This window comes from Candidatus Peribacteraceae bacterium (assembly GCA_041661065.1).
Taxonomy (GTDB): domain Bacteria; phylum Patescibacteriota; class Gracilibacteria; order Peribacterales; family Peribacteraceae; genus CAIKAD01.
Genome location: JBAZVD010000001.1, coordinates 217,915 through 236,882, shown reverse-complemented (window position 1 = coordinate 236,882; position 18,968 = coordinate 217,915). Strand labels below are relative to the sequence as shown.

Below are 18,968 nucleotides of genomic sequence, written 5' to 3'. Positions count from 1 at the left end.
CAATGCATACATCGGCCCTCTCGGAACTACACTCCCCGTCATCAAAGCCTCCACATTCTTCACGGGCTTCGCCTGCGGACTCGTCCTCACCACGACCGGCGCGATGACATTGGGAGGCCGCTACGCGGGATCGGCGAGCGCCGTTCCCCCTCTGCCTGCCTCCTCCTTCGTCCGCTGTGTGCAGGATGTGCGCGACGCGGATTGGAACACATACCGGTCCGCCGAGTATTCCTTCGCCTTCCGCTATCCCAAGACCTACGCCGTGCGTGAAGAAGGGAAGACGACGGTTCTGGAAGCCTTGGTTCCCGAGGAGAACGGCGTCCGCAACCAGATTGTCTTCACCACCCTCCGCTCCACGCTCAAAAAGGAGCAGGTGCCGGAAATGCGCCTCGCCGGATGGAAAGTGCAGGATAGGCAGGCCTATGCACTCACCACGCCGTACTTCACCAACGACGACCTCCGCTCCCTCTCGGAAACCTACCTCTTCGTGCGGGATTTCCCCACTCAAGGCTTGAATGGCACCTACACCATCGTCCGCGCCACCCTTACCCTCAGCACCACGGATCCGGACCTCGTGGCCGCGAAGGCGGCCAAGATCAAGGACCTGGAATCCATCTTCACGGAGCCGGAACAAATCCTCTCCACGTTCCGTTTCTTGCAGAGGACGGAACTGCCGGGTAGGGACGGGGGACGGTAAAGAATGAAGAATGCAAAATGAAGAATGAAGAAGGACGAGGGTATTTCCTCATGCGGAGTTTGCGGTTAGACCATTTCTCATTTCTCATTTCTCATTTTGCATTTATCATCCTCCCATGCGTCGCCTGTTCCTCCTCCCTGCCGTCCTCCTGGTGTTCACGGTCGGATCCGTGTGTGCGCAAACCGTTCCCACGGGATCCGGGTCTTCTTCCGCCGATGCCTGGCAGGCCGAACGCGCCGCACGGGCGTTGAACATGCGCAAGCAATTGGTGGCGGGCTCCAAACGCGATGCCACGCGTGCGCGGGAACATGCGGATTACCTCCGCATGCGCACGGAACTCCGCATTGCCTGCCGCGCGGATTTGCGCCAGGCGAACCGGGATACCAAGCTCCCCACGCTGCTGCGCTGCTACCGCTCGGAACTCTCCCTGGAACGCGAGGAGCTGCGCCGCGAGCGCGAATACAGCGCCCTGCTCGCCGGCGTGGATGACGGCATCCGCAAGGCTTTCTTCACGCAGGTCGATGCCCTCCGCGAGGCCATCCAACTGATCATCAACGGCATCGACAGCGACGTCTACGAGGACACCGTCCAAGTGGCCGATGCACGCGGCAAGCTCCAGCGCGTTTTCCGTTCCAAGTTCTTCGCCGCCCGCACCCTGCTGCGCACAGACCGCGCCCTCGCCTGGACGTCCTTGCTCCTCTCGGACCTGGAAGCGGCCGGCGCTTCCGGCTCCACCGTGCACGGTATGCTGCAAGCATGCCTCCTGAGTGAAGAAGCCACCCTCCGCGCCGTCCAGCGAGGAGATGCGGGCACCGACGTCCTCCCTGTGGCATTGGGAACGATCAACGCATGCGCAGGGCAGGCTGTGCAATCCGGAAGCGGGAGTTCCTCCTCATGAACAACAACCCCGACCACCGCATCGAGCGTACAAGAAATCGGCACTCCCGCGCCGTCCTGCGGGAGGAGACCGTGGTCATCCGCCTCGCCCGCAACCTTTCCGCTCGTGAGGAGCGGGAACATGTGGAGATCCTGCTGCGCCGCATGCGGGATGTCCTCCGCCGCGAGCGTACACAGACCGCCGTCCGTCCGTTCCACCCCCTCTTGGAAGGACAAACGGACCTCGCCCTCGCCCTCTCCCACGGAAGGATCTGCCGCTTTTCCCTCCGGCCGGGAAAGAGAACCCTGGGACGTCGCACGCGGGACGGATGGGATATTGCCGTGGGGCCGCAAACGGACAGACGGACGCTCCACCGCTTCCTCTGGCGCCTCCTCTGCCGCAGCGAACGCCCGTCCCTGGCCGCGCTCGTGCTGCGCGTGAACCGCGGCACCCTCGTCGTCCCCCTGCGGGACGTGGTCCTCCGCTACGCCACGTCCCAATGGGGCAGCTGCTCTTCCCGGGGACGCATCTCCCTCAATCCCGCCCTGCTCTTCCTCCCGGCAGACCTGCTGGAGTACGTGATCGTGCACGAACTGGCACACCGCCTGCACCGCGGACATACCAAAGCCTACTGGCGGACCGTGGAAACGGGATTCCCCGCCTTCCGGGAAGCCCGCAAGAAGCTGCGAACATTCCGCCTTTCCGCATTGTGAGGCCGGGAGGGAGAGATATATACTACGGTCATGACGAACCAAGCGCACATCGGCGGCGGCAAGAAGAAAGGATCTGGAGGAGATGATGACGACACGAAGAAAAAGAAGGAGGAAGAGGAACAATCCGATAAAGCCATCTACGGTGACGGCAACCTTGGCGACGATCTCACCAGGGCAGGCGAAGGGCACGACCCCATTGAGGATGAAGTGAAGTAAGTGAGAAGACGGATGCCGTCTATTGTCGAACGAGTCGGACTTATCCTATATATTGTGTACACACATGTGTACACATTTTTGACTTCACCCTTCGTCTTTACACGTGGAGAGGATACCCCGCCTCCCGCAGCAACTCCCCGAGGAGGAACACCGGCAGCCCCACGACACCCGTCCAATCCCCTGTGATCTCCTCAATCATCAACTGACCCAGCCCGTCTATCTGGAAGGATCCCGAACGGCCTTGCCATTGATTCGTACGGATCCACCAATCCAACTCCCCTTCCGTCAGTTGCTTGAAGCGCACCCGGGAGGAAGACACCCCCTCCACATGCGCCCCCTCCGGCGTGATCACAAAGAGGCCGGAATGCACGACCGACGTCCTGCCGCTCTGCGCCGCAACCATGGCGCGCGCTTCCCGCTCGTCACGGGGCTTTTCGAAGATGACGCCATCGGGCGATTCCACCAGCGTGTCGCAGCCGATCACCCAATCGCGGGGGTGTGCCAGCGCCACTTCCTTGGCCTTGAGTTCCGCCAGCAGGCGCGCACGGCGCGCGGGATCATCCCATTCCGGATGCACCCCTTCATCCAACGTGCTCGGAATCACGTCGAAAGGCAGCCCCAGGCCTTCCAGAAGCGTCTTCCGTTGGGGGCTGGCCGACGCGAGGATAAGCTTCTGATTCATGGGAATGAGATCTTCTTGTGAAGGAGTATGCCCTCTCCTCGCAGACCCTGAGCGAGGTCGAAGGGCGGGAGAGGGCTAGGATGAGGGGTAAGAGGAAGGGGGAACGTACGTTTTCAGAGGAGTCCCACCTTTTCCCGGACCTTTGTCATCGTTTCCTCCGCAATACCCTTCGCCTTCAGCGCGCCTTCCTCCAAAATCTGCCGGACGAGATCCGGTTTTACGGCATACTCTTCCCGTTTCTTGCGCAGGGGGGCGCTGAAATCGAGATACGCCTGGAGCAGCTTCTTCTTCCCCTCCCCATAGGGAAGGCCGGACCGGTACTCCTCGGCGAGGGCTTTTTGCCCCTCGGGCGAAAGGAACAGCTTATGGATCTGGAAGATGACGCAGGTATCGGGATCCTTGGGGTCCTCCGCCCCCTTGGAGTCCGTCACGATCCCCATGATGGCCTTCTTCGCGGCCTTCTCGTCGCCGAAGAGCGGTATGGTGTTTCCGTAGCTCTTGCTCATCTTCTGCCCGTCCGTGCCGGGGACCACGGCCACTTCTTCCCGGATCATCGGCTCCGGCACCGTGAAGGTCTCTCCGTAGAGGTTATTGAACTTCACCGCGATGTCCCGCGCGATCTCCAGGTGCTGCTTCTGGTCCTTGCCCACAGGCACCCGGTCCGCCTGGTACAGCAGTATGTCCGCAGCCATGAGGACGGGATAGGTGAAGAGCCCCGCCGAAGCCGTCATCCCCTTCTCCACCTTCTCCTTGTAGCTCACGGCGCGTTCCAGTAGGCCCATGGGCGTGACGGTGGAGAGGATCCACATCAGTTCCGTGTGCTCCGGCACGTGCGATTGGCAAAAGAGAATGGATTTCGCGGGGTCGAAACCGCAGGCCAGGTAATCCAGCAGAATATCTTCCCGCGCTTGGCGCAACACGCCCGCATCCTGCACGGTGGTGAGGGCGTGGAGATCCGCGATGAAGAAGAAGCCCTGGTCTGCTTTGCCCTGGAACCCCAGATTGGGCTTAATGGAACCGAAGTAATTCCCCAGGTGGAGCTGGCCGGAGGGCTGGATACCCGAGAGGACACGCATGCCCCGGAATGATAAATGCAAAATGCAAAATGTGAAATGCCTCCTTTTCCCCAAACGGCGCCGACGGCCATTTTGCATTTCTCATTTCTCATGTTGTATTCCCCTCAATTTCCCCAACACTTCCTCAAACGCCATCGGCAGCTTTGCCTCTACCCGCACCTTATCCCCCGTAAAAGGGTGCGGAAAGGCCAGGGAGAACGCATGGAGGAAGAAGTGATGGTACCGGAACTCGTGGGCGAACGCCCTGTTGAACTTCTCTTCCCCGTACACGTGGTCCAACACGAGAGGGTTGCCGATGAGGCTGAAGTGGCGCCGGATCTGGTGATGGCGGCCGGTGATGATCTCCGCCTCGAGGGAGGTGACTCCGGCGAAGCGCTCCAGGACGCGGTACCTTGTGAGGGCGTGCGCGTCCCCCTTGCCCGTACGCGCGGGGAGGGGCTTGGCGATTTCCCCCCGATCCGCCTTCACATAGCCCGCGACGAGCGTCCGGTACGTCTTGGCCCACTCTCCCGCTTTCTGCTGGGCAATGGCCGCTTCCAGCGCCGCCTTGGTCTTGGCGAACAGGACCACGCCGGACGTTTCGAAATCGAGACGATTGGCGGGACGGAGCCCCGGATAGTCCTTCTTGAGGAAATCCAGGAGGGGAAGACGCTGCACCGGGCCGCTGCCCTTCACCACCAGCTCCCGCGGGAGCTTGCTCACGGCGAGGAAGGCATCATCTTCCCAAAGGATGCGGTCGGGGTGGATAGGCATGGGAAGAGTGTACAGATTCCCTCTGCCCCCAGAAACCCGTTACGGGCACTTAATCGCAATTCCAGACCCGCCGGATCAGGTCCATTCCTTCCTCATCCAAGGGATACGCCTCAGCGCGCCAGATGATGCGAAGCCGGTAACGGGGGTTTTCCGGATCTTTGTCCTTCCCCCGCCGAAAGATGGGCTCATCCTTGAGACGCTCCCAAACGGGCAGGAATTGGCGATGCACGTTCCGGCTGTTGTAGTTCGTCATGGGACCGAGATCTTGATTCGTCAGCGGATCAATGTGCCGGTAACGGCTGAGGCCGTGGCGTCCCGGCTGCGTATCAATGAGGGAATCGATGGTAAAGATTTCTGCCAGGAGCCAGCGTATGGGATTCTTACGGCCTGGGTTCACCTCGTCGCGGATGTACCGTTCAGCTTCCTTGCGGGCAAAGGATGCGAACCCATGGTGTTCCCACCCGAAGGCACAGCACAAGTCTTCCACCGCTGCGACGGAAAATGGGTTACAAATAAGATCCGCGCTCACGTCTTCCGCACCCAAAAAATACGGGCTCTTCCCCCGCTGCCAGCCTTCCGGAGTTGTAAACGGATACTCTTCGTCTTCCTTCCGCATCATGGGATGCGGTGGCAGATCCTTCGGAAGGTGCACTTGGATATCTGCGGGCGCAATGAACTCCTTCTGTCCGGTGTTGGCGTTCCGCACCTCCCCGCCGCCGCGAATGATGCAGAAGGAAGGGTCCCGGATGCGTTCTGCGATTTGTTCACGCGTCCTCGGCGTAATGAACCCCCCCATCATGGTGGCGACACGTTGCATGTCATTATAGGCCACCACGTTCCATCCCGTAGTATCCGTGTGGAGTATCTGAAACGCCGTACTGACATCCTCGGAAATCATGACGGATTCGCGGTTTCTCCATAATGCATCCGCTTCGGCTTCATCTTCCACTTTCCATGCGCATCTCCCTTCCGCGGGCACTCTGCGCATGAGACCCGCTTTGGCCTCATGTGAAGAGATGAACCTGTGGAATGTTGGCCATCCTTGCTTCCGTTCCTGGTAGATGGCGCTCTCCAAGCTTTCATCCTTCATGGCATCGAAGAGAATATCATCCGTCACGCGTTCCGGCTGCTTCATGAGTTCCCGAATCGCAACCTCAGTGAGGAGAATGTATCGGGTGAGGTCGACGGGTATCAACCCTTCCTCGCCTTTCATTTTCAGGATGGCATGTGTCCCCAACACGTAGACGATATCGTCGATGATGCGATGGATGAGGGCGGGAACACTGATGCACAATTGGGGGGCCAAGAGGCTTTGTATGTCCTTACCCGTATGGACCATCCTCTGCTTCACGCGCTCCTCCACGATGCCGTACACCACGGACAAGGCTTCGCCCACGGCTCTGGCGGGGTACAGATGCGAAGGGGATGCCGAACCCAGGGCAGGAGGAAACCCGGATTCTGATTCGGAGTGAGGCATGCGGAAGAAAGACGATAGATAGAATACTTTACAACCGATATGCTCCAGACGCCATATGCTCTTGCAGTCGCTGCCTGCGAATCAATTCAAACCGCGGGTTGCTCCGGGGCGGCTTGGGGAAGGCGCAAAGGCAGTACCACGGTAAATGTGCTCCCCTTCCGTTCCTTGGACACGAATGTCACCTTCCCCTGCAGCGTGCGCACGAGGAGGGACACCAGATACAGCCCCAGCCCCGTGCCCTCCGCCAGCGTCCGCACCGCGTTCTCCCCCCGATAGAACTTCCCGAATATCCTGTCCTGCTCGTGCCCGGGGATGCCGTACCCCTGGTCATGGATGTCCAAACGCATCCCCTTCCGCGATGTGTGCGCGACGATGGTGATGCGTGTGCCTTCCGGTGAATACTTCACCGCATTGCTGAGCAGGTTCACCGCCACTTCACTGAAGAGCTTGAGGTCCGTATGGATCTTGAGGGCGGGGGGGCAGCGGATGATGACGGTCTGGTTCCGTTGGGCGCACTCTTGCTCAAAGGTACCCTTCACTTGCTGCAACAGGGAACGCAAACGTACCTCCGACACGGTTAAGGACACCGTTCCCGCCTCAATGCGCGCAATGGAAAGCATGGTATTGATGGTTTCCGCCATGTTCTTTGCGCCCCGGTGGGCGGCCTCCACCAGCTCCACCAGTTCCTTGGAGCGGTTTGCTTCCGGAGGGAGAGCGCGCCGGAGCCTTCCCAGCGCCCAGCGGATGGCCGTGAGGGGCGTGCGGAGCTGGTGGGAAGCAAAGGACATGAAATCCGACTTCGCCGCATCGATGCGCCTCTCCCGCGTGATATCGCGGAACACACCCACGTTGCCGCGGAATACCCCCTCATCAAAGATCGGGATGTAATCCCGCAGGATGATGCGGCCGTCCTTGAACTGCATCTCCGACCCTTGCACGGGCAAATGCCGCAGGGCCCTTTCCACCGTCCGCTCCGCCTCCTCAGGCTGCACATAGAAACCTTTCACTTCATGGAGCAGATCCCTGATGTGCTTGCCGATGAGGTTGCTCCTGTCGATGATGTTGAACATGTCGCAGTAATGGTTGTTCACATGGAGAAGAACCCCGTTTTCGTCGGTGGCGATCATGCCCACGTGGACGTTATTGATCATGTCATTGAGGCGTCGCAGGGTGGTGCGGTCGCGGTTCCGCAGAATCTCGATTTCCCGCGTGCGCTCCTCCACCCTTTTCTCCAATTCCTCATTGAGCCGCTGCACCTTCTCGGAAACCCTCTTCCGCTCCGTGATGTCCACACCGTAAATGCGGATGCAGTTCGGCTGGACGAGGTGCAGCGTTTGCTCGAACCACAGGGGACCCACGGTCACCTCACGCGTTGTAAGGCCGGTGCGTTGCGTTCGGAAAAGCTTCGTGTACGTCTGCAGCCCCGCCAGCCAAGGGTGCTTGAGCCTGCTCTTCAGCATGCCGGGGAACAGCTTCCTGGCAGCGGGGTTGACGTACCGGAGGCGCCCCTCCAGGTCCACCTCGCAAACGGGATGGGGATTGAGCCTGGGGAACGAGGCGAGCCGAGCCATTTCCTCTTCCGTCTTCTTGCGCTCGGTGATGTCCATCACCATCCCCACGGAGCGGACGATCTTGCCATCTGCATTCCGGGAATGGTGGCACTTCTCATACACCCAGCGTATTTCCCCGGTCCGATGACGGACGATCCGGTGTTCGATTTCGTACGTATCCCTTCCTTCCCGCAGGGATCCCGTATACGCATCGTCTACGGCCTTGCGGTCGTCCGGGTGAACCATCTTCAGGAACTTCTCGTAGGTAGCCTCGAACGTGTGAGGCGGCAGATTGAAGAGCCGATACACTTCATCGGACCAGGCCAACGTACCCTTGACGAGGTCCAGTTCCCAACTGCCGAGGCGGGCGATCTTCTGCGTGCGCGCAAGGCGCCTCTCGCTCTCCCGCAGCGCTTCCTCCGTCTCTTTGATGTCGTGGATATCCGTGAAGGTCCCCACCCACTTCACCACCTTCCCTTTCCCGTTCCGGAGGGGAAGCCCGCGCACCAGGTGCCAGCGGTACATGCCGTCGGAAGCGCGACGGAACCGGTATTTCGCCTCATAGGCCTTCCCGGACTTCAACGCTTTCGACCAGCGTTCCACATAGACGGGGAAATCCCGGGGGTGGAGTGCTGTTTTGCCCCTGTATGCCTGCCTCTCCGTGAGGCCGGTGTACTCGAACCAACGGCTGTTAAAATAATCCTGGTACCCGCTGGGATCCGCCGTCCATACGATCTGCGGTAACGCCTCGGCAACGACATGCAACTGCTCGTCCCACTCCTCGGCGGGTGTGGGGTAGCGCTTCTTCGCTTTCCGGACCTTGTCCGTGCCCCGCTTTTTTGCGGCATAGCCAAACAACCCGCCGTGGTTGCGGTGGGCTTGGGGGCGGCGGCTCTTGCGTGCAGAGGGCATGAGGAAGCTATTAAACCTCTTCCTGAGAAAAAGGGAAGTGAAGGTGTTCCTTTTGATGCTCCCGCCCCTTGCGGACTCCCGCTCATGAACTCCGCCATCCGCGTGCCCGCCCCTCTCCCCCGGCGTAGGATGAAGGATCCATGTGCGGCGGCATCACGGTCCACTGGCGCAGCATCCCGCAGGAACTGACATTGCAGTACGGCCTGCTGCCCATAAGCGTGGGATCCGAGGAGCGCGTGCTTCGCTTCCACTTCCGCGACCCCGTCCCGCGCCTCCCCGCCCTCTTCCGCGGCACGCTGGATATCTACGCCTGGGGAAACCGGGACAACAGGGAATCGCGCCTGCCCAAGACGGGGTGGGCCAAGGCCGAGAGCGTGGACGCCGGCAAATGGAACCGGCTGCATCCCGAACCCGTGGAAATCCCCGCTGCACAGGGGGTGGAGAAGGGCGTGTGGTTCCCCGTCGAGAAAGGCATGAGGGGCATTATGGTGAAGGATGAGAAGGATCTCCCCCACGTCTACATGCTCACCCAAGCCGCCTCGCCGCAGTACGCCGAAATGACCAAGCACGAGCGTATGCCGGTGTTCCTCACGGAGCAATATCGATGACCGCGACTCTTGAGCAACCGTTGCAATGGAATTAGAGACGGAACAAGCGACGAAGCCGATCCAGCATACTCTTCCGAGACGCACGTGGAGAAAACCCCGGTTCTGCCTCATTGTCGGGCTCGAGATTCTCATCAGATTGCTTGGGAGAGTTGAGCCTCCCAAGGTCCGGAACATCAGAATGAAGCGCACTATCCAGACATATGCTAAAAAGTTCAATCATCATTCTCTGCATCTTGGGATGTATGCCCTGAACATCCCCTACCCCTTGTAGATTGCGGCGAAAATCCTCTATTTGTTGTGGGGTTACCCCCTTCTCTGATAACGCTGCCTTCAATTGTTCCGGAAGAATATCCGGCTGTTCCGGAGAAGCTTCGTTGTAGTGTTCCATAGGGGCGCATGCTAAGCCTTCCCCTCTTGCCGTGACAAGGTCATGAAAGATGGGGAATAGACGGAGGGGAAGGGGAAGCCAAAAGATCCTTTTGCTCGGTATGCTCCCGTGGCTCGCGTGTCACGGGATATCGTTCGCGTTGCGAAGGTTGGTGGAGCGAGATACCCGAAATGCCTCGAGATGAGACACGCCACGTGATCATGCAATACAGTTTCGTCAAAGAGCTTTCGGGAGGACTCTCAAACTTTGTTGAAAAGCCGCATACAACGAGTATGCGGCCTTGCCTGATGATCATTTTTTCGGGCGCTATCCAAGATCCTCTTTCAGCTTGAACATCTTGTTGAGCTTTTTCGCTCGCCCCACGAACACAACATCATCCTTGTGCTGCTCGACGAACGCTTTCACTTCCGGCGCGTTGGGGTCGCGGTACTGGTTCAGCAGATTCGTGTACTGGATGATCAGAGGGTTGTCGTTCTCGGCCATGGCGTGGCTCCTTTCAGATTGTGGGAAAGATCGATCATCAGACATTCTCCTAATCCCTCGTCGGGATAAGGATATATTGATTTTAGCATATATAGTGTATTATGCAACTCTGGCATCAGAGATATAGCCTGTATCAAATTACCAGCTTTTCAGTTCGGAGAAATCCCGAATGGTGGACCTTAGTGGATGACGTTCAAACTCGAACAAACGAGGCAGTTCGACTCGGCTGCGGCCTCGCTCACTGTCATTCGACTCTTCGAACTCCAAAGATTGGCACCGAGTTGGAGTCGGTTCACCATGAGCGAGCGAAGCGAGTCGAATGGTGGACGATACTGGATTCGAACCAGTGACCTTACGGATGTGAATCCCCCTTCGCCCTCCGCTTCGCTTCGGGCTTCGGAGGACAGGCCGAACGCTCCCTGCCCGCCGAAGCTGGACAAGAAGTGGTGGACGATACTGGATTCGAACCAGTGACCTTACGGATGTGAACCGTACGCTCTAACCAGCTGAGCTAATCGTCCGGACGGGCGCCATGATAGCATAGGGCGTTCCACGGGGTCATGGAACGTCTTTTTTGGCTTCTGTATGCCATGATTTTGACTTCCGCAGAAGTTTCTCATCGCCGATACCTATTGCATGATACTTCCCCTGTTTAGAGTGGAAGCGTCTTCCCCCCTCCCCCATGCGCGCCATCGCAGCCGCACTCCTCTCCTTCATCGTCCTGGGCACCCTCATTGCAGGTACGGAACCCACGCAAGCGTACAGCGGCGTTTCCCAGTGCATAAGCGTTTCTTCCCGGCTCAAACCCTTCCAATTTTCCTCCTCCTCCAAACCGGCCTCCGGCCTCACCCGCAAGCAGAAGGCCGCCGCGCAGAAGGCAGCGCGCCTGGCGCGCCGGAAGAAGCCTGCGTCCTCCGCCGCCTCTTCTGCTCCCCAAGCCCCCTCCATCGATGTGGGGCTCAGGATCAGCAAGAATGCCCAGGCGTTCTACGTCAGCGCCATCGTTCCCGGGAGCGCCGCAGACCAGGCGGGGATACTCCCCGCCGATGAGATCAGAAAAGTGGATGGAAAGGAGGTCTACAAGAAGTACACGAACGAGAACATCACCGACATCCTCAACGGCCCGGAGGGGACAAGCGTGGTGCTGGAGATTGGCCGGCAGAAAGGCGGAGGGATACTCTCGATCACGATTGTGAGGAAGAAAGCGGTGGAGAAAGCGGAGTACGCGCTGCAGCTGATTGATGGCCTGCTCCACCTCAAGTTGGAAGCATTCAACCGCGCCACGTCCAAACCCCTGCGGGAAGCCCTCGCCGCGGTGCAGTGGAAGGACGTGAAGGGCATGGTGGTGGATTTCCGCACTCCACCCACCGGCACCCTCACGGGCATGGACCCCATCATCAGCGCCTTTCTCCCCAAGGGGACGCCCTTCGCCACCATCGAGTTCAAAGATGCGCGCAGGGTCCAGCTGGTGACGAATAGTGATCCCCTTGTCCCCGCTACTCTTCCCCTCATCCTGCTCCTCCCCCGATGGGGATCCTTTAGCGAAGGGGCCGATGTCTTCGCCTATAATATGGAATCGAAGCGCCATGCCATCCTCATCCAAGAGGAGAGGGGCGTGGGGGATGTGAGCGCCTATTTGAGCTTCGATGACCAGCCACAGGATATCGTGGCCTACTGCGCCGACCGCATAGACGTGAACCTCTACCACATCGGCGCAACGAGCATTGCCGTCACTCCCGTACCGGGGATGGATGCAGGATTGCTCAAAGCCCGCTTCTTCATCGACATGGGGAAAGGCCACTGAAACGACGTCCTCCCGCATCGGATATGACAATGTAACGACAATGTATTGACATCGTCATGATCCTCCCCTACACTGGATGCATGACCGCAACCATCCAAGTCCGCACGGACCCGGCCACCAAGAGGAATGCGCAGAAGATCCTGGCGAAGCTTGGGCTGGACCTGAGCACGGCCATCAACATTTACCTCGTCCGCATCATCGCCACGCGGGGCATCCCCTTCCGGGTGGTGACGGAGAACGGGTTCACGCCGGAGAAGGAGCGGAAAATTCTCAAGGAGATCGAATGGGCAAAGAAGCATGGGAAGAGCTATTCTTCCGTGGAAGAAATGATGCAAGACATCTTGAAAGACTGAGGAGATACACCCTCAAACCTACGAAAAGTTTCCGTAAGGATATGCGCCGCCTGAAGCGGGCAAACGTCGATCTTCGGAAACTGGAACACGTCCTTCGCATACTGGCATCCGGCCAACCGCTCCCCGTCCATTATCGTGATCATGCATTGCACGGAACAATGCACGGAACGCGGGGGTGTCACATCGCGCCGGACTGGCTTCTGGTGTACATGAAAGACCACGAGAAGCTGATCGTGTTCCTGATCAGGACGGGCGACCACCGGCGAGTGCTGGGGGTGGAATGACGGCGTTCAACCCCCGAACTCCGCGTCCCGGTCCAGCCGGCTCTCCTCCGGGAGCATTTGCCCCTGGTACTTGCTTCCCGGCTTGCTGTGGTAGGGCGTCTCCGCGGGGCTGCTCATCTGCTCAAAGGCGATTTGGCATACGCGCATGCCCGGATACAGGGCGACGGGCAGGCGGTTCAAATTGCTGATCTCCAGCGTAATGGTGCCGGAGAAGCCGGGATCCACGAACCCCGCGGTGGAGTGGACGATGATGCCCAGCCGCCCCAGCGAGCTGCGGCCTTCCACGCGGACCACCAAGTCATCCGGCACGGTGATCTTCTCCTGCGTCACGCCCAGGACGAACTCCCCCGGCTGCACGATGAACGGCTCCCCTTCCGCCACCGTGATCAGGCGCATGTTGCCCGTGAACGTCTCCGGTTTCTTGGGGTCGAGGATGGCGAACTTGCTGTGCTCGTAGAGCTTGAAGGCGTTGCCCAGGTGCAGATCCATGCTGGAGGCATGGATGTGGGATTCCCCTCCGGCGCCTTCGATCTTCACCTTGCCCGATTCCAACGCCTTCTTGATGTCGCGGTCTGACAAAATCATAGAGGCACAGGGTACCACAGGAGTGGCCGGTACGGTGAGGAAGATGGCGGCAAAACCCTCCCCGGCATGCTACAATGCATGTCCCTCATGCCGGCCTTCCCCGAAAACGCACCACCGGCGATGGATTCTTTCCCCTCTCTCGAAAACGGGGAGACGGCCGCGTGGGAGGCGGCGAACAGGGAAGAGCGGGAGTACCGCGCGCGGGAACGGATTCGCACGGAGTGCCGCGCGGCACTGGCGGAATGCGCTGCCAATCGCCGAACCGCGATGACATGGGAGGACGTGCAGGAGTACGAGCGAACGGGCTTGGAGGAGGGGGTATTGGCTTATACGCAATCGGAGGAGGAGAAGACGCAGGCGCTCCTCCAGCACAAGGCCGAGTACGTCCCCCTCTTCATCCGGAAGGCGGAAGAGGCGGGCGCCAGGGCGCTGGCTTCCATCGGGGACGCCGTGGAGAACGGGTGGATCACGGCGGAGAGCGGCAGGCGCTGGGAGGAGCGGCTCAAGAGCAATGCCACCGGGTGGCTGGAGAAGGAGAGCTTCATCAACCATCAGCTCCCCCGCTTCGTGGAAAATTGGAAGGCAGTCGCGGAAGACCTGAAGAAAGCCGAAAGCCTGGCCACGGAACTCAAGATCACGGAAGCGGAATGGGCGAGCAACCCCGCACTCGCCGCACTGCGCGATGCGAAGTTCCCGGAACAGCACTTCAACATCCGCCGCGGCGCCGTGGACAAGGCCATCGCCTTCCTCACCGTTCTCAGGAAGGACGGCAAGAGTGCCGAAAGCTCCGCGGAAATGCAGCGGCTCTACAAGATGGCGGAAGCCAAACTCACCCGTGCTGCGCAGAACGGGTTCCTGGCTTCCTGGAAAGTGGGCACGTGGATGCGCCGGATCTTCCAGGGCAACGCCCGTGAAACACTCATCAGGGATTTCGTGGAAGGGAGGGGGAAGACGGACCTGGACGGACTCATCCGCAACTGGGCGAACGTGAGCATGGAGTACATGAACATTGAAGATTTGCGAAAGGAGAAAGGGACGCCGCGGAGCTTCTCCTTCGTGGCATTGGAGATCTTCCTGGGATGGGACTACGAGAAGAGGAAAGCGTACGTGGGGGAAGCGCGCCGGCGGTTCTCCGACATCGACAAGGAACGGGACGCCTTCCTCCGCATCCGCCACGCACTGGATGTCAAGGACTGGGACGAAGCGGAGGAACTGATCGGGGAGGAGTGGAAGAAGGCGAAGGACATGACGCCCGAGGACGAGGGGAAGTTGCGCTCCATGCAGGAATACCTGCGCACCCACCGCCCTGCAGGGAAACGTCAGGAGAAGAAGGAAAAGCCCACCGACCAGGAACTGGTGGAGCAGATGCGCTCCCTCATGCTCATGCTCCCCGCCTCCCAGCGCAAGCTCCACGAGGAATGCCTGCGGCGGGGGTACACCACGTTCTGGACCAACTGCACCGCCTGGTACAACCTCGTATGGTGCCAGGAACACCTGTGGTGGGACCCCAAGACGCAACTGCGCAAGGAACAGGAAGCCAAGCAGTTCACCCCCGATTACATACAGAAAGGCCACCGCAAGGGATTCGAAGCCAATGAACTGCGCGGCGCCAACAACACGCATGCCGCCGTGCGTGAGCAGAAGGACATGGGGGCGCCGCAGTGGACCTACATCGGGGAGGAGAGCTGGCAAACGGCGGCGGATCTCTGCCAGCGACAGAGGGACAACAGAAAATGGTGGTACTACACCAGCTTCATTCCGGAAGGAGTCCCGTACTCGCAGCACCGGTATGTGGTGAAGAACATCCATCCGCAGATGAAGCGCCTCTGCCGGGAGATGGAGCAGCGCGGCATCTTGTTCACCCAGAACGGTACAGTACGGCATATCCCCACCGGACAAGCCCATCGCGTGCCGGAGGCTTCCTTGAACTGAAAACGGGATCTTGAGAGCCAGGCTCCTCCCCCCTAGAATACGCCCTCTTTCCCCTTTCCCCATGCGCCTCGGCCGCCTCTCGCTCCTCTTCGCCCTCCTCCTGCCGCTCGCTGCGTGCACCGCCCGCCCGACAACGGAAGTGCAAAGCGTTCGCCGGGAGGACCTGATGCAAAACCCCCTCTACGCGGAGCGCTACTGGGATGAGCTCACGGAGCGCATGGTGGATATCCTGCTGCGGGAGAAGGACACATTGGATGCCGGCACGCTGGCCGCGGTGGACGAGGTGCGGCGGGAAGCTTTGCAGCACGCCCAGGAGGAATCCTTGAGCAAACAAGGCGGAAAACTCGGCTCCTTCGTTTCCATGAAAGAGACGGTGGGGGGGCTCGCCTTCCTGCACGGGCGCACGTTGTCCCTCTCCCCCGATTTCCTCACCTCCCCCGGCGCCGATCTCCGTCTCCTCCTCACTACCATGCTCGACCCGCGGGACGGGGTGTTTCCGGATGAAACGAGCGTGGACATAGGGCGCCTGGAATCACCATACGGGGCGCAGGAATACCTCCTGCCCGAGAGCGTGAAGACGGAAGAATTGCGCACCGTTGCGGTGTTCGATGCCCGGCTCAAGCGGCTGTACGGATTCGCACAGTTACAGTAATCAGAGCCTCCTCCCTTCATCCTTCGCCAACGCGTCGGTAATCGCCTTCTCCACCGCGGCGACGTCCAGCGTCTCCAAGGGGATCTGGACGCCGTTGACGAAGAACGTGGGCGTCCCTCCCACCTCCAATTGCCGGCCCTGCTCGAACTCCGCCATCACCCCATCCTTCTTGATGCGGGACGCGGTGCAGCGCGTGAAGAGGTCCTGGTCCAAATTGAGGTCCTGCGACCAGGTGGTGATGTCGCCCTGCGCCACCGAGCGCCCTTCCTGGTCCATTTCCAGTTGCCGCTCGTAGGCCATGTCCACGAACTCCCAGAACTTCCCCTGGTCCGCCGCACACTCGGAGGCTTCCGCAAGCGGCAAGGCAAGCTGGTGGATGGTCATGAGGGGAAACTGGCGGAACTCAAACTTCACCGTATCCGCATACTTCTGCTGGAGGGGCTTGAGGATGAGCACGTGCGCCGCGCGGCAGGCGGGACATTCAAAATCGCTGTACTCCGTGAGCGTCACCGTGGCATTGGGGTTCCCCTTCGGCTGCTTACTGGACTCCGCCGAGAGGCCGGTGGTATCCACGCACGCGGCGAGGAGGAGGGAAAGAAATGTGGCGATGAGGAACTTTTTCATAGGCGGCTATGATGACAGAGATCGGGCCGTTGATCAATGAAACCATGGAGCTGAGGAATCCTCGGAATCCTCCCAATAGAACCAACCGCTATGCACTCCTTCCGGAACGACGCTATACTTCTCCCCCATGTCGCTCTACCGGAAATACCGGCCTCAAACCCTCGCCGATGTGGTGGGCCAGGAACATGTGGTGAGCACGCTGGAACACGCCATCACGCAGGGCCAGGTGGCGCACGCCTACCTCTTCGCCGGTTCCCGCGGCACGGGCAAAACATCCGTGGCGCGCATCCTCGCCAAGCACCTGCTCACGCAGCGGATGGAGGACGAAGTGCTCAAGCGGCAGACCGAGAACGGCGTTGTTGAGGGCACTATCGTGGACCTCGTGGAAATCGACGCCGCGAGCAATACGGGCGTGGATAACATCCGCGACTTGATCGAGAAGGTCCAGTTTTCCCCGGTGGCCGCCAGCGCCAAGGTGTACATCATCGACGAGGTGCACATGCTCTCCAAAGGGGCGTTCAACGCGCTCCTCAAGACGCTGGAAGAGCCCCCGCCCTACGCATACTTCATCCTGGCCACCACCGAACTGCAGAAGATCCCCTCCACCATCCAATCGCGCTGCCAACGCTTCTCTTTCCATCAAATCCGGGAAGAAGACATCATCCGGCGGCTCCAGTACATCGCCGACCGGGAGGGCATCACGGCGGACCGCGCCGCCTTGCGCGCCATCGCCCGCCACGCGCAGGGGGGCATGCGGGACGCCATCTCCCTGCTCGACCAGCTGCGCTCCCTGGCGAACGTGACGGCGGAAGAAGTGCAGCGGCGCCTGGGAGAATCCGGACAGGAACACGTGCTGCCGCTGCTGCAGGCGCTGGAAAACGGGGACCGCGAGGAAGTGCTGCGCATCGTGCAACACTTGGAGGAAGCCGGCATCGCGCTGGAAACCTTCGTCCGGCAGCTCCTGGCGGAAGTGCGCACCCGGCTCCACGCCACCGTGGAAGCGCGGGGGTCCGCGGAAGGCCACGTGCGCATGCTGGATGTGCTCCTCACCGTCATCCGGGACATCCGCATCGCCCCCGTCCCCGGGTTGGTGCTGGAATCCGCCCTCCTGCGCCTCTGTGGAGAAGCGGATGAGACGCCCCCGCCCAAGAAGGAATTCCGCCTCCTCAAGAAAGCCAAGGAGGAGCCGGCGGAAAACAAGCCCGCACCGGCGCCCCAAAAGGAGTCACGGGCGGAAGCCGCGGAAGAGGCCAAGAACCAGGCGCTCCGCACCGGTGCAGGGCAAACGAAGGAGAAGGCGCCGGGGAAGGAGACCCTCATCGAAGCGCCCGAGGTGACACTCGATGCCATGGCGGCCGTCTGGCCGGAGATCGCGGCCAAGGCCGTCCCCGCCGCCCTCCGCATGTCCCTCAAGAACGGGCGTGTGACGGCGGTGGCCGGCAAGACGGTGACCCTCAGCTTCGCCAGTAACTTCCACCGCGAGCGCGTGGCGCAGAAGGAGGGCATCCACATGCTGGAGCAGCTTCTCCACGACCACTTCAAGCGTCCCCTGCGCCTGGAGTGCGTGCTGGATGAGGAGAAGGACGTGCGGCCGATGGCGGACGAGTCCCTGGTGGATTTGGCGGAAGCGGTGAATGAGATCTTTTGAAGAGGATGCCGACGATTCCGAGGATGCCGATGAACCCGTTCCCTCCCTCTCCGTGACAACACCTGAACAGAAACTTGCGTTGCGGCAGAACATCTCCAAGGAACTCTCCCGTCTCGATGCGCGGCGGAAGGCCGATGAGAGTTCTGCGGTTTGCGAACATATCCTGCAGTCCCTTCCTCCGGACACAGCGAGCCTCTGCGCCTACCTCCCCCTTACTGATGAGGTGGATCTGCGCCCGGCGCTGGAGGAACTCCTCCGCTCGGGGATTCCCCTCTTCCTCCCTCTCTTCGATTTCGATGCGGGAATTCTGACGTTCCACCGGGTCGCGTCATTGGACGAGGTGCGGAAGGGACGCAACGGCCTGCCGGAACCGCCGCGGGATGCTCCGCAAGCCGATCCCTCGCACATCACCCTTGTCCTCGCCCCGGGCCGCGCCTTTGACCGTTCCGGTGGAAGGTTGGGGCGGGGAAAGGGCGGCTATGACCGATGGATCGCAGGGCAGCGGAAAACCAATCCTTCCACACGTTTCCTGGGTATCGCGTTCCGCGAGCAGATGGTGGACCGCGTCCCTATGGATGAGCATGATGAAAGGATGGATGGAGTGGTGACGCCGGAAGGAAGGATTTCCACGTCTCCCTCCTGAAATCTTCCCCG

Annotated in this window: 21 protein-coding genes and 1 tRNA gene; 12 read left to right on the top strand and 10 right to left on the bottom strand. The window is 60.4% G+C overall.

What is annotated here, in order from left to right; genetic code table 11:
- Positions 1-103 precede the first annotated feature (103 nt).
- From WC698_00910 to WC698_00895, 4 genes are all read left to right on the top strand, one after another.
- Positions 104-697 carry a hypothetical protein gene (locus WC698_00910; GenBank protein MFA6038813.1) on the top strand — a complete coding sequence of 198 codons (594 nt, stop codon included), beginning with the start codon at positions 104-106 and terminating at the stop codon, positions 695-697.
- Between the two features lie 115 nt (positions 698-812).
- On the top strand, positions 813-1,595 hold the full coding sequence (locus WC698_00905; protein MFA6038812.1) for a hypothetical protein: 783 nt from the start codon (positions 813-815) through the stop codon (positions 1,593-1,595).
- Positions 1,592-2,287: a YgjP-like metallopeptidase domain-containing protein gene (locus WC698_00900; GenBank protein MFA6038811.1), complete on the top strand. Its 696-nt coding sequence runs from the start codon at positions 1,592-1,594 to the stop codon at positions 2,285-2,287. The genes WC698_00905 and WC698_00900 overlap by 4 nt, the downstream gene beginning before the upstream one ends.
- 30 nt (positions 2,288-2,317) lie before the next feature.
- A complete protein-coding gene (locus WC698_00895; GenBank protein MFA6038810.1) occupies positions 2,318-2,503 on the top strand; it encodes a hypothetical protein in 186 nt (61 codons plus the stop codon).
- Between the two features lie 97 nt (positions 2,504-2,600).
- On the opposite strand, the gene WC698_00890 is transcribed toward WC698_00895, so the two are convergent.
- The 5 genes from WC698_00890 to WC698_00870 form a co-directional block, all read right to left on the bottom strand.
- Positions 2,601-3,185, bottom strand: coding sequence for a Maf family protein (locus tag WC698_00890; GenBank protein ID MFA6038809.1), 585 nt, complete (start codon positions 3,183-3,185; stop codon positions 2,601-2,603).
- A 113-nt stretch (positions 3,186-3,298) separates the two neighbouring features.
- The gene (gene trpS / locus WC698_00885; GenBank protein ID MFA6038808.1) at positions 3,299-4,261 is read right to left on the bottom strand and encodes a tryptophan--tRNA ligase; all 963 of its coding nucleotides are present in this window, start codon (positions 4,259-4,261) and stop codon (positions 3,299-3,301) included.
- 81 nt (positions 4,262-4,342) lie between these two features.
- Positions 4,343-5,014: an RluA family pseudouridine synthase gene (locus WC698_00880; GenBank protein ID MFA6038807.1), complete on the bottom strand. Its 672-nt coding sequence runs from the start codon at positions 5,012-5,014 to the stop codon at positions 4,343-4,345.
- A 49-nt stretch (positions 5,015-5,063) separates the two neighbouring features.
- Positions 5,064-6,410 carry a hypothetical protein gene (locus tag WC698_00875; protein ID MFA6038806.1) on the bottom strand — a complete coding sequence of 449 codons (1,347 nt, stop codon included), beginning with the start codon at positions 6,408-6,410 and terminating at the stop codon, positions 5,064-5,066.
- Positions 6,411-6,577: 167 nt separating this feature from the next.
- Positions 6,578-8,953 (bottom strand): PAS domain S-box protein, encoded by a 2,376-nt coding sequence (locus WC698_00870; protein ID MFA6038805.1) that lies wholly within the window; start codon positions 8,951-8,953, stop codon positions 6,578-6,580.
- 140 nt (positions 8,954-9,093) lie between these two features.
- Here WC698_00870 and WC698_00865 point away from each other — a divergent pair, with 140 nt between their 5' ends.
- Complete coding sequence (locus WC698_00865; GenBank protein ID MFA6038804.1) at positions 9,094-9,561, top strand: hypothetical protein; 468 nt, start codon at positions 9,094-9,096, stop codon at positions 9,559-9,561.
- 31 nt (positions 9,562-9,592) lie between these two features.
- On the opposite strand, the gene WC698_00860 is transcribed toward WC698_00865, so the two are convergent.
- The 3 genes from WC698_00860 to WC698_00850 form a co-directional block, all read right to left on the bottom strand.
- Positions 9,593-9,949, bottom strand: coding sequence for a hypothetical protein (locus WC698_00860; GenBank protein MFA6038803.1), 357 nt, complete (start codon positions 9,947-9,949; stop codon positions 9,593-9,595).
- Between the two features lie 306 nt (positions 9,950-10,255).
- Positions 10,256-10,432, bottom strand: coding sequence for a hypothetical protein (locus tag WC698_00855; protein MFA6038802.1), 177 nt, complete (start codon positions 10,430-10,432; stop codon positions 10,256-10,258).
- A 444-nt stretch (positions 10,433-10,876) separates the two neighbouring features.
- A tRNA-Val gene (locus WC698_00850) sits at positions 10,877-10,953 on the bottom strand.
- A gap of 161 nt (positions 10,954-11,114) precedes the next feature.
- Between WC698_00850 and WC698_00845 the strand changes: the two genes are divergently transcribed.
- From WC698_00845 to WC698_00835, 3 genes are all read left to right on the top strand, one after another.
- On the top strand, positions 11,115-12,236 hold the full coding sequence (locus WC698_00845; GenBank protein ID MFA6038801.1) for a PDZ domain-containing protein: 1,122 nt from the start codon (positions 11,115-11,117) through the stop codon (positions 12,234-12,236).
- 80 nt (positions 12,237-12,316) lie between these two features.
- Entirely contained in the window at positions 12,317-12,589 is a 273-nt protein-coding gene (locus WC698_00840) for a type II toxin-antitoxin system RelB/DinJ family antitoxin (GenBank protein MFA6038800.1), read from the top strand.
- The gene (locus WC698_00835) at positions 12,520-12,873 is read left to right on the top strand and encodes a type II toxin-antitoxin system YafQ family toxin (protein ID MFA6038799.1); all 354 of its coding nucleotides are present in this window, start codon (positions 12,520-12,522) and stop codon (positions 12,871-12,873) included. Before WC698_00840 ends, WC698_00835 begins: the two co-directional genes overlap by 70 nt.
- A gap of 6 nt (positions 12,874-12,879) precedes the next feature.
- Here WC698_00835 and dcd read toward each other — a convergent pair whose 3' ends face one another.
- Positions 12,880-13,458 carry a dCTP deaminase gene (gene dcd, locus WC698_00830; GenBank protein ID MFA6038798.1) on the bottom strand — a complete coding sequence of 193 codons (579 nt, stop codon included), beginning with the start codon at positions 13,456-13,458 and terminating at the stop codon, positions 12,880-12,882.
- Positions 13,459-13,545: 87 nt separating this feature from the next.
- On the opposite strand from dcd, the gene WC698_00825 reads away from it, so the two are divergent.
- Entirely contained in the window at positions 13,546-15,390 is a 1,845-nt protein-coding gene (locus WC698_00825; GenBank protein MFA6038797.1) for a hypothetical protein, read from the top strand.
- A gap of 61 nt (positions 15,391-15,451) precedes the next feature.
- Positions 15,452-16,042, top strand: coding sequence for a DM13 domain-containing protein (locus WC698_00820; GenBank protein MFA6038796.1), 591 nt, complete (start codon positions 15,452-15,454; stop codon positions 16,040-16,042).
- Here WC698_00820 and WC698_00815 read toward each other — a convergent pair whose 3' ends face one another.
- A complete protein-coding gene (locus WC698_00815; GenBank protein MFA6038795.1) occupies positions 16,043-16,666 on the bottom strand; it encodes a thioredoxin domain-containing protein in 624 nt (207 codons plus the stop codon).
- 127 nt (positions 16,667-16,793) lie between these two features.
- On the opposite strand from WC698_00815, the gene dnaX reads away from it, so the two are divergent.
- Together dnaX and WC698_00805 are read left to right on the top strand one after the other, a co-directional pair.
- Entirely contained in the window at positions 16,794-18,314 is a 1,521-nt protein-coding gene (gene dnaX, locus WC698_00810; GenBank protein ID MFA6038794.1) for a DNA polymerase III subunit gamma/tau, read from the top strand.
- A complete protein-coding gene (locus WC698_00805) occupies positions 18,301-18,957 on the top strand; it encodes a 5-formyltetrahydrofolate cyclo-ligase (GenBank protein MFA6038793.1) in 657 nt (218 codons plus the stop codon). Before dnaX ends, WC698_00805 begins: the two co-directional genes overlap by 14 nt.
- Positions 18,958-18,968: the final 11 nt, after the last annotated feature.

What these genes read in the sequence shown, in the direction of transcription:
- WC698_00910 (MFA6038813.1), top strand. Translation starts at nt 104, where the DNA reads ATGACATTGGGAGGCCGCTACGCGGGATCGGCGAGCGCCGTTCCCCCT.
- WC698_00905 (MFA6038812.1), top strand. Translation starts at nt 813, where the DNA reads ATGCGTCGCCTGTTCCTCCTCCCTGCCGTCCTCCTGGTGTTCACGGTC.
- WC698_00900 (MFA6038811.1), top strand. Translation starts at nt 1,592, where the DNA reads ATGAACAACAACCCCGACCACCGCATCGAGCGTACAAGAAATCGGCAC.
- WC698_00895 (MFA6038810.1), top strand. Translation starts at nt 2,318, where the DNA reads ATGACGAACCAAGCGCACATCGGCGGCGGCAAGAAGAAAGGATCTGGA.
- WC698_00890 (MFA6038809.1), bottom strand. Translation starts at nt 3,185, where the DNA reads ATGAATCAGAAGCTTATCCTCGCGTCGGCCAGCCCCCAACGGAAGACG.
- trpS (MFA6038808.1), bottom strand. Translation starts at nt 4,261, where the DNA reads ATGCGTGTCCTCTCGGGTATCCAGCCCTCCGGCCAGCTCCACCTGGGG.
- WC698_00880 (MFA6038807.1), bottom strand. Translation starts at nt 5,014, where the DNA reads ATGCCTATCCACCCCGACCGCATCCTTTGGGAAGATGATGCCTTCCTC.
- WC698_00870 (MFA6038805.1), bottom strand. Translation starts at nt 8,953, where the DNA reads ATGCCCTCTGCACGCAAGAGCCGCCGCCCCCAAGCCCACCGCAACCAC.
- WC698_00865 (MFA6038804.1), top strand. Translation starts at nt 9,094, where the DNA reads ATGTGCGGCGGCATCACGGTCCACTGGCGCAGCATCCCGCAGGAACTG.
- WC698_00860 (MFA6038803.1), bottom strand. Translation starts at nt 9,949, where the DNA reads ATGGAACACTACAACGAAGCTTCTCCGGAACAGCCGGATATTCTTCCG.
- WC698_00855 (MFA6038802.1), bottom strand. Translation starts at nt 10,432, where the DNA reads ATGGCCGAGAACGACAACCCTCTGATCATCCAGTACACGAATCTGCTG.
- WC698_00845 (MFA6038801.1), top strand. Translation starts at nt 11,115, where the DNA reads ATGCGCGCCATCGCAGCCGCACTCCTCTCCTTCATCGTCCTGGGCACC.
- WC698_00840 (MFA6038800.1), top strand. Translation starts at nt 12,317, where the DNA reads ATGACCGCAACCATCCAAGTCCGCACGGACCCGGCCACCAAGAGGAAT.
- WC698_00835 (MFA6038799.1), top strand. Translation starts at nt 12,520, where the DNA reads ATGGGCAAAGAAGCATGGGAAGAGCTATTCTTCCGTGGAAGAAATGAT.
- dcd (MFA6038798.1), bottom strand. Translation starts at nt 13,458, where the DNA reads ATGATTTTGTCAGACCGCGACATCAAGAAGGCGTTGGAATCGGGCAAG.
- WC698_00825 (MFA6038797.1), top strand. Translation starts at nt 13,546, where the DNA reads ATGCCGGCCTTCCCCGAAAACGCACCACCGGCGATGGATTCTTTCCCC.
- WC698_00820 (MFA6038796.1), top strand. Translation starts at nt 15,452, where the DNA reads ATGCGCCTCGGCCGCCTCTCGCTCCTCTTCGCCCTCCTCCTGCCGCTC.
- WC698_00815 (MFA6038795.1), bottom strand. Translation starts at nt 16,666, where the DNA reads ATGAAAAAGTTCCTCATCGCCACATTTCTTTCCCTCCTCCTCGCCGCG.
- dnaX (MFA6038794.1), top strand. Translation starts at nt 16,794, where the DNA reads ATGTCGCTCTACCGGAAATACCGGCCTCAAACCCTCGCCGATGTGGTG.
- WC698_00805 (MFA6038793.1), top strand. Translation starts at nt 18,301, where the DNA reads ATGAGATCTTTTGAAGAGGATGCCGACGATTCCGAGGATGCCGATGAA.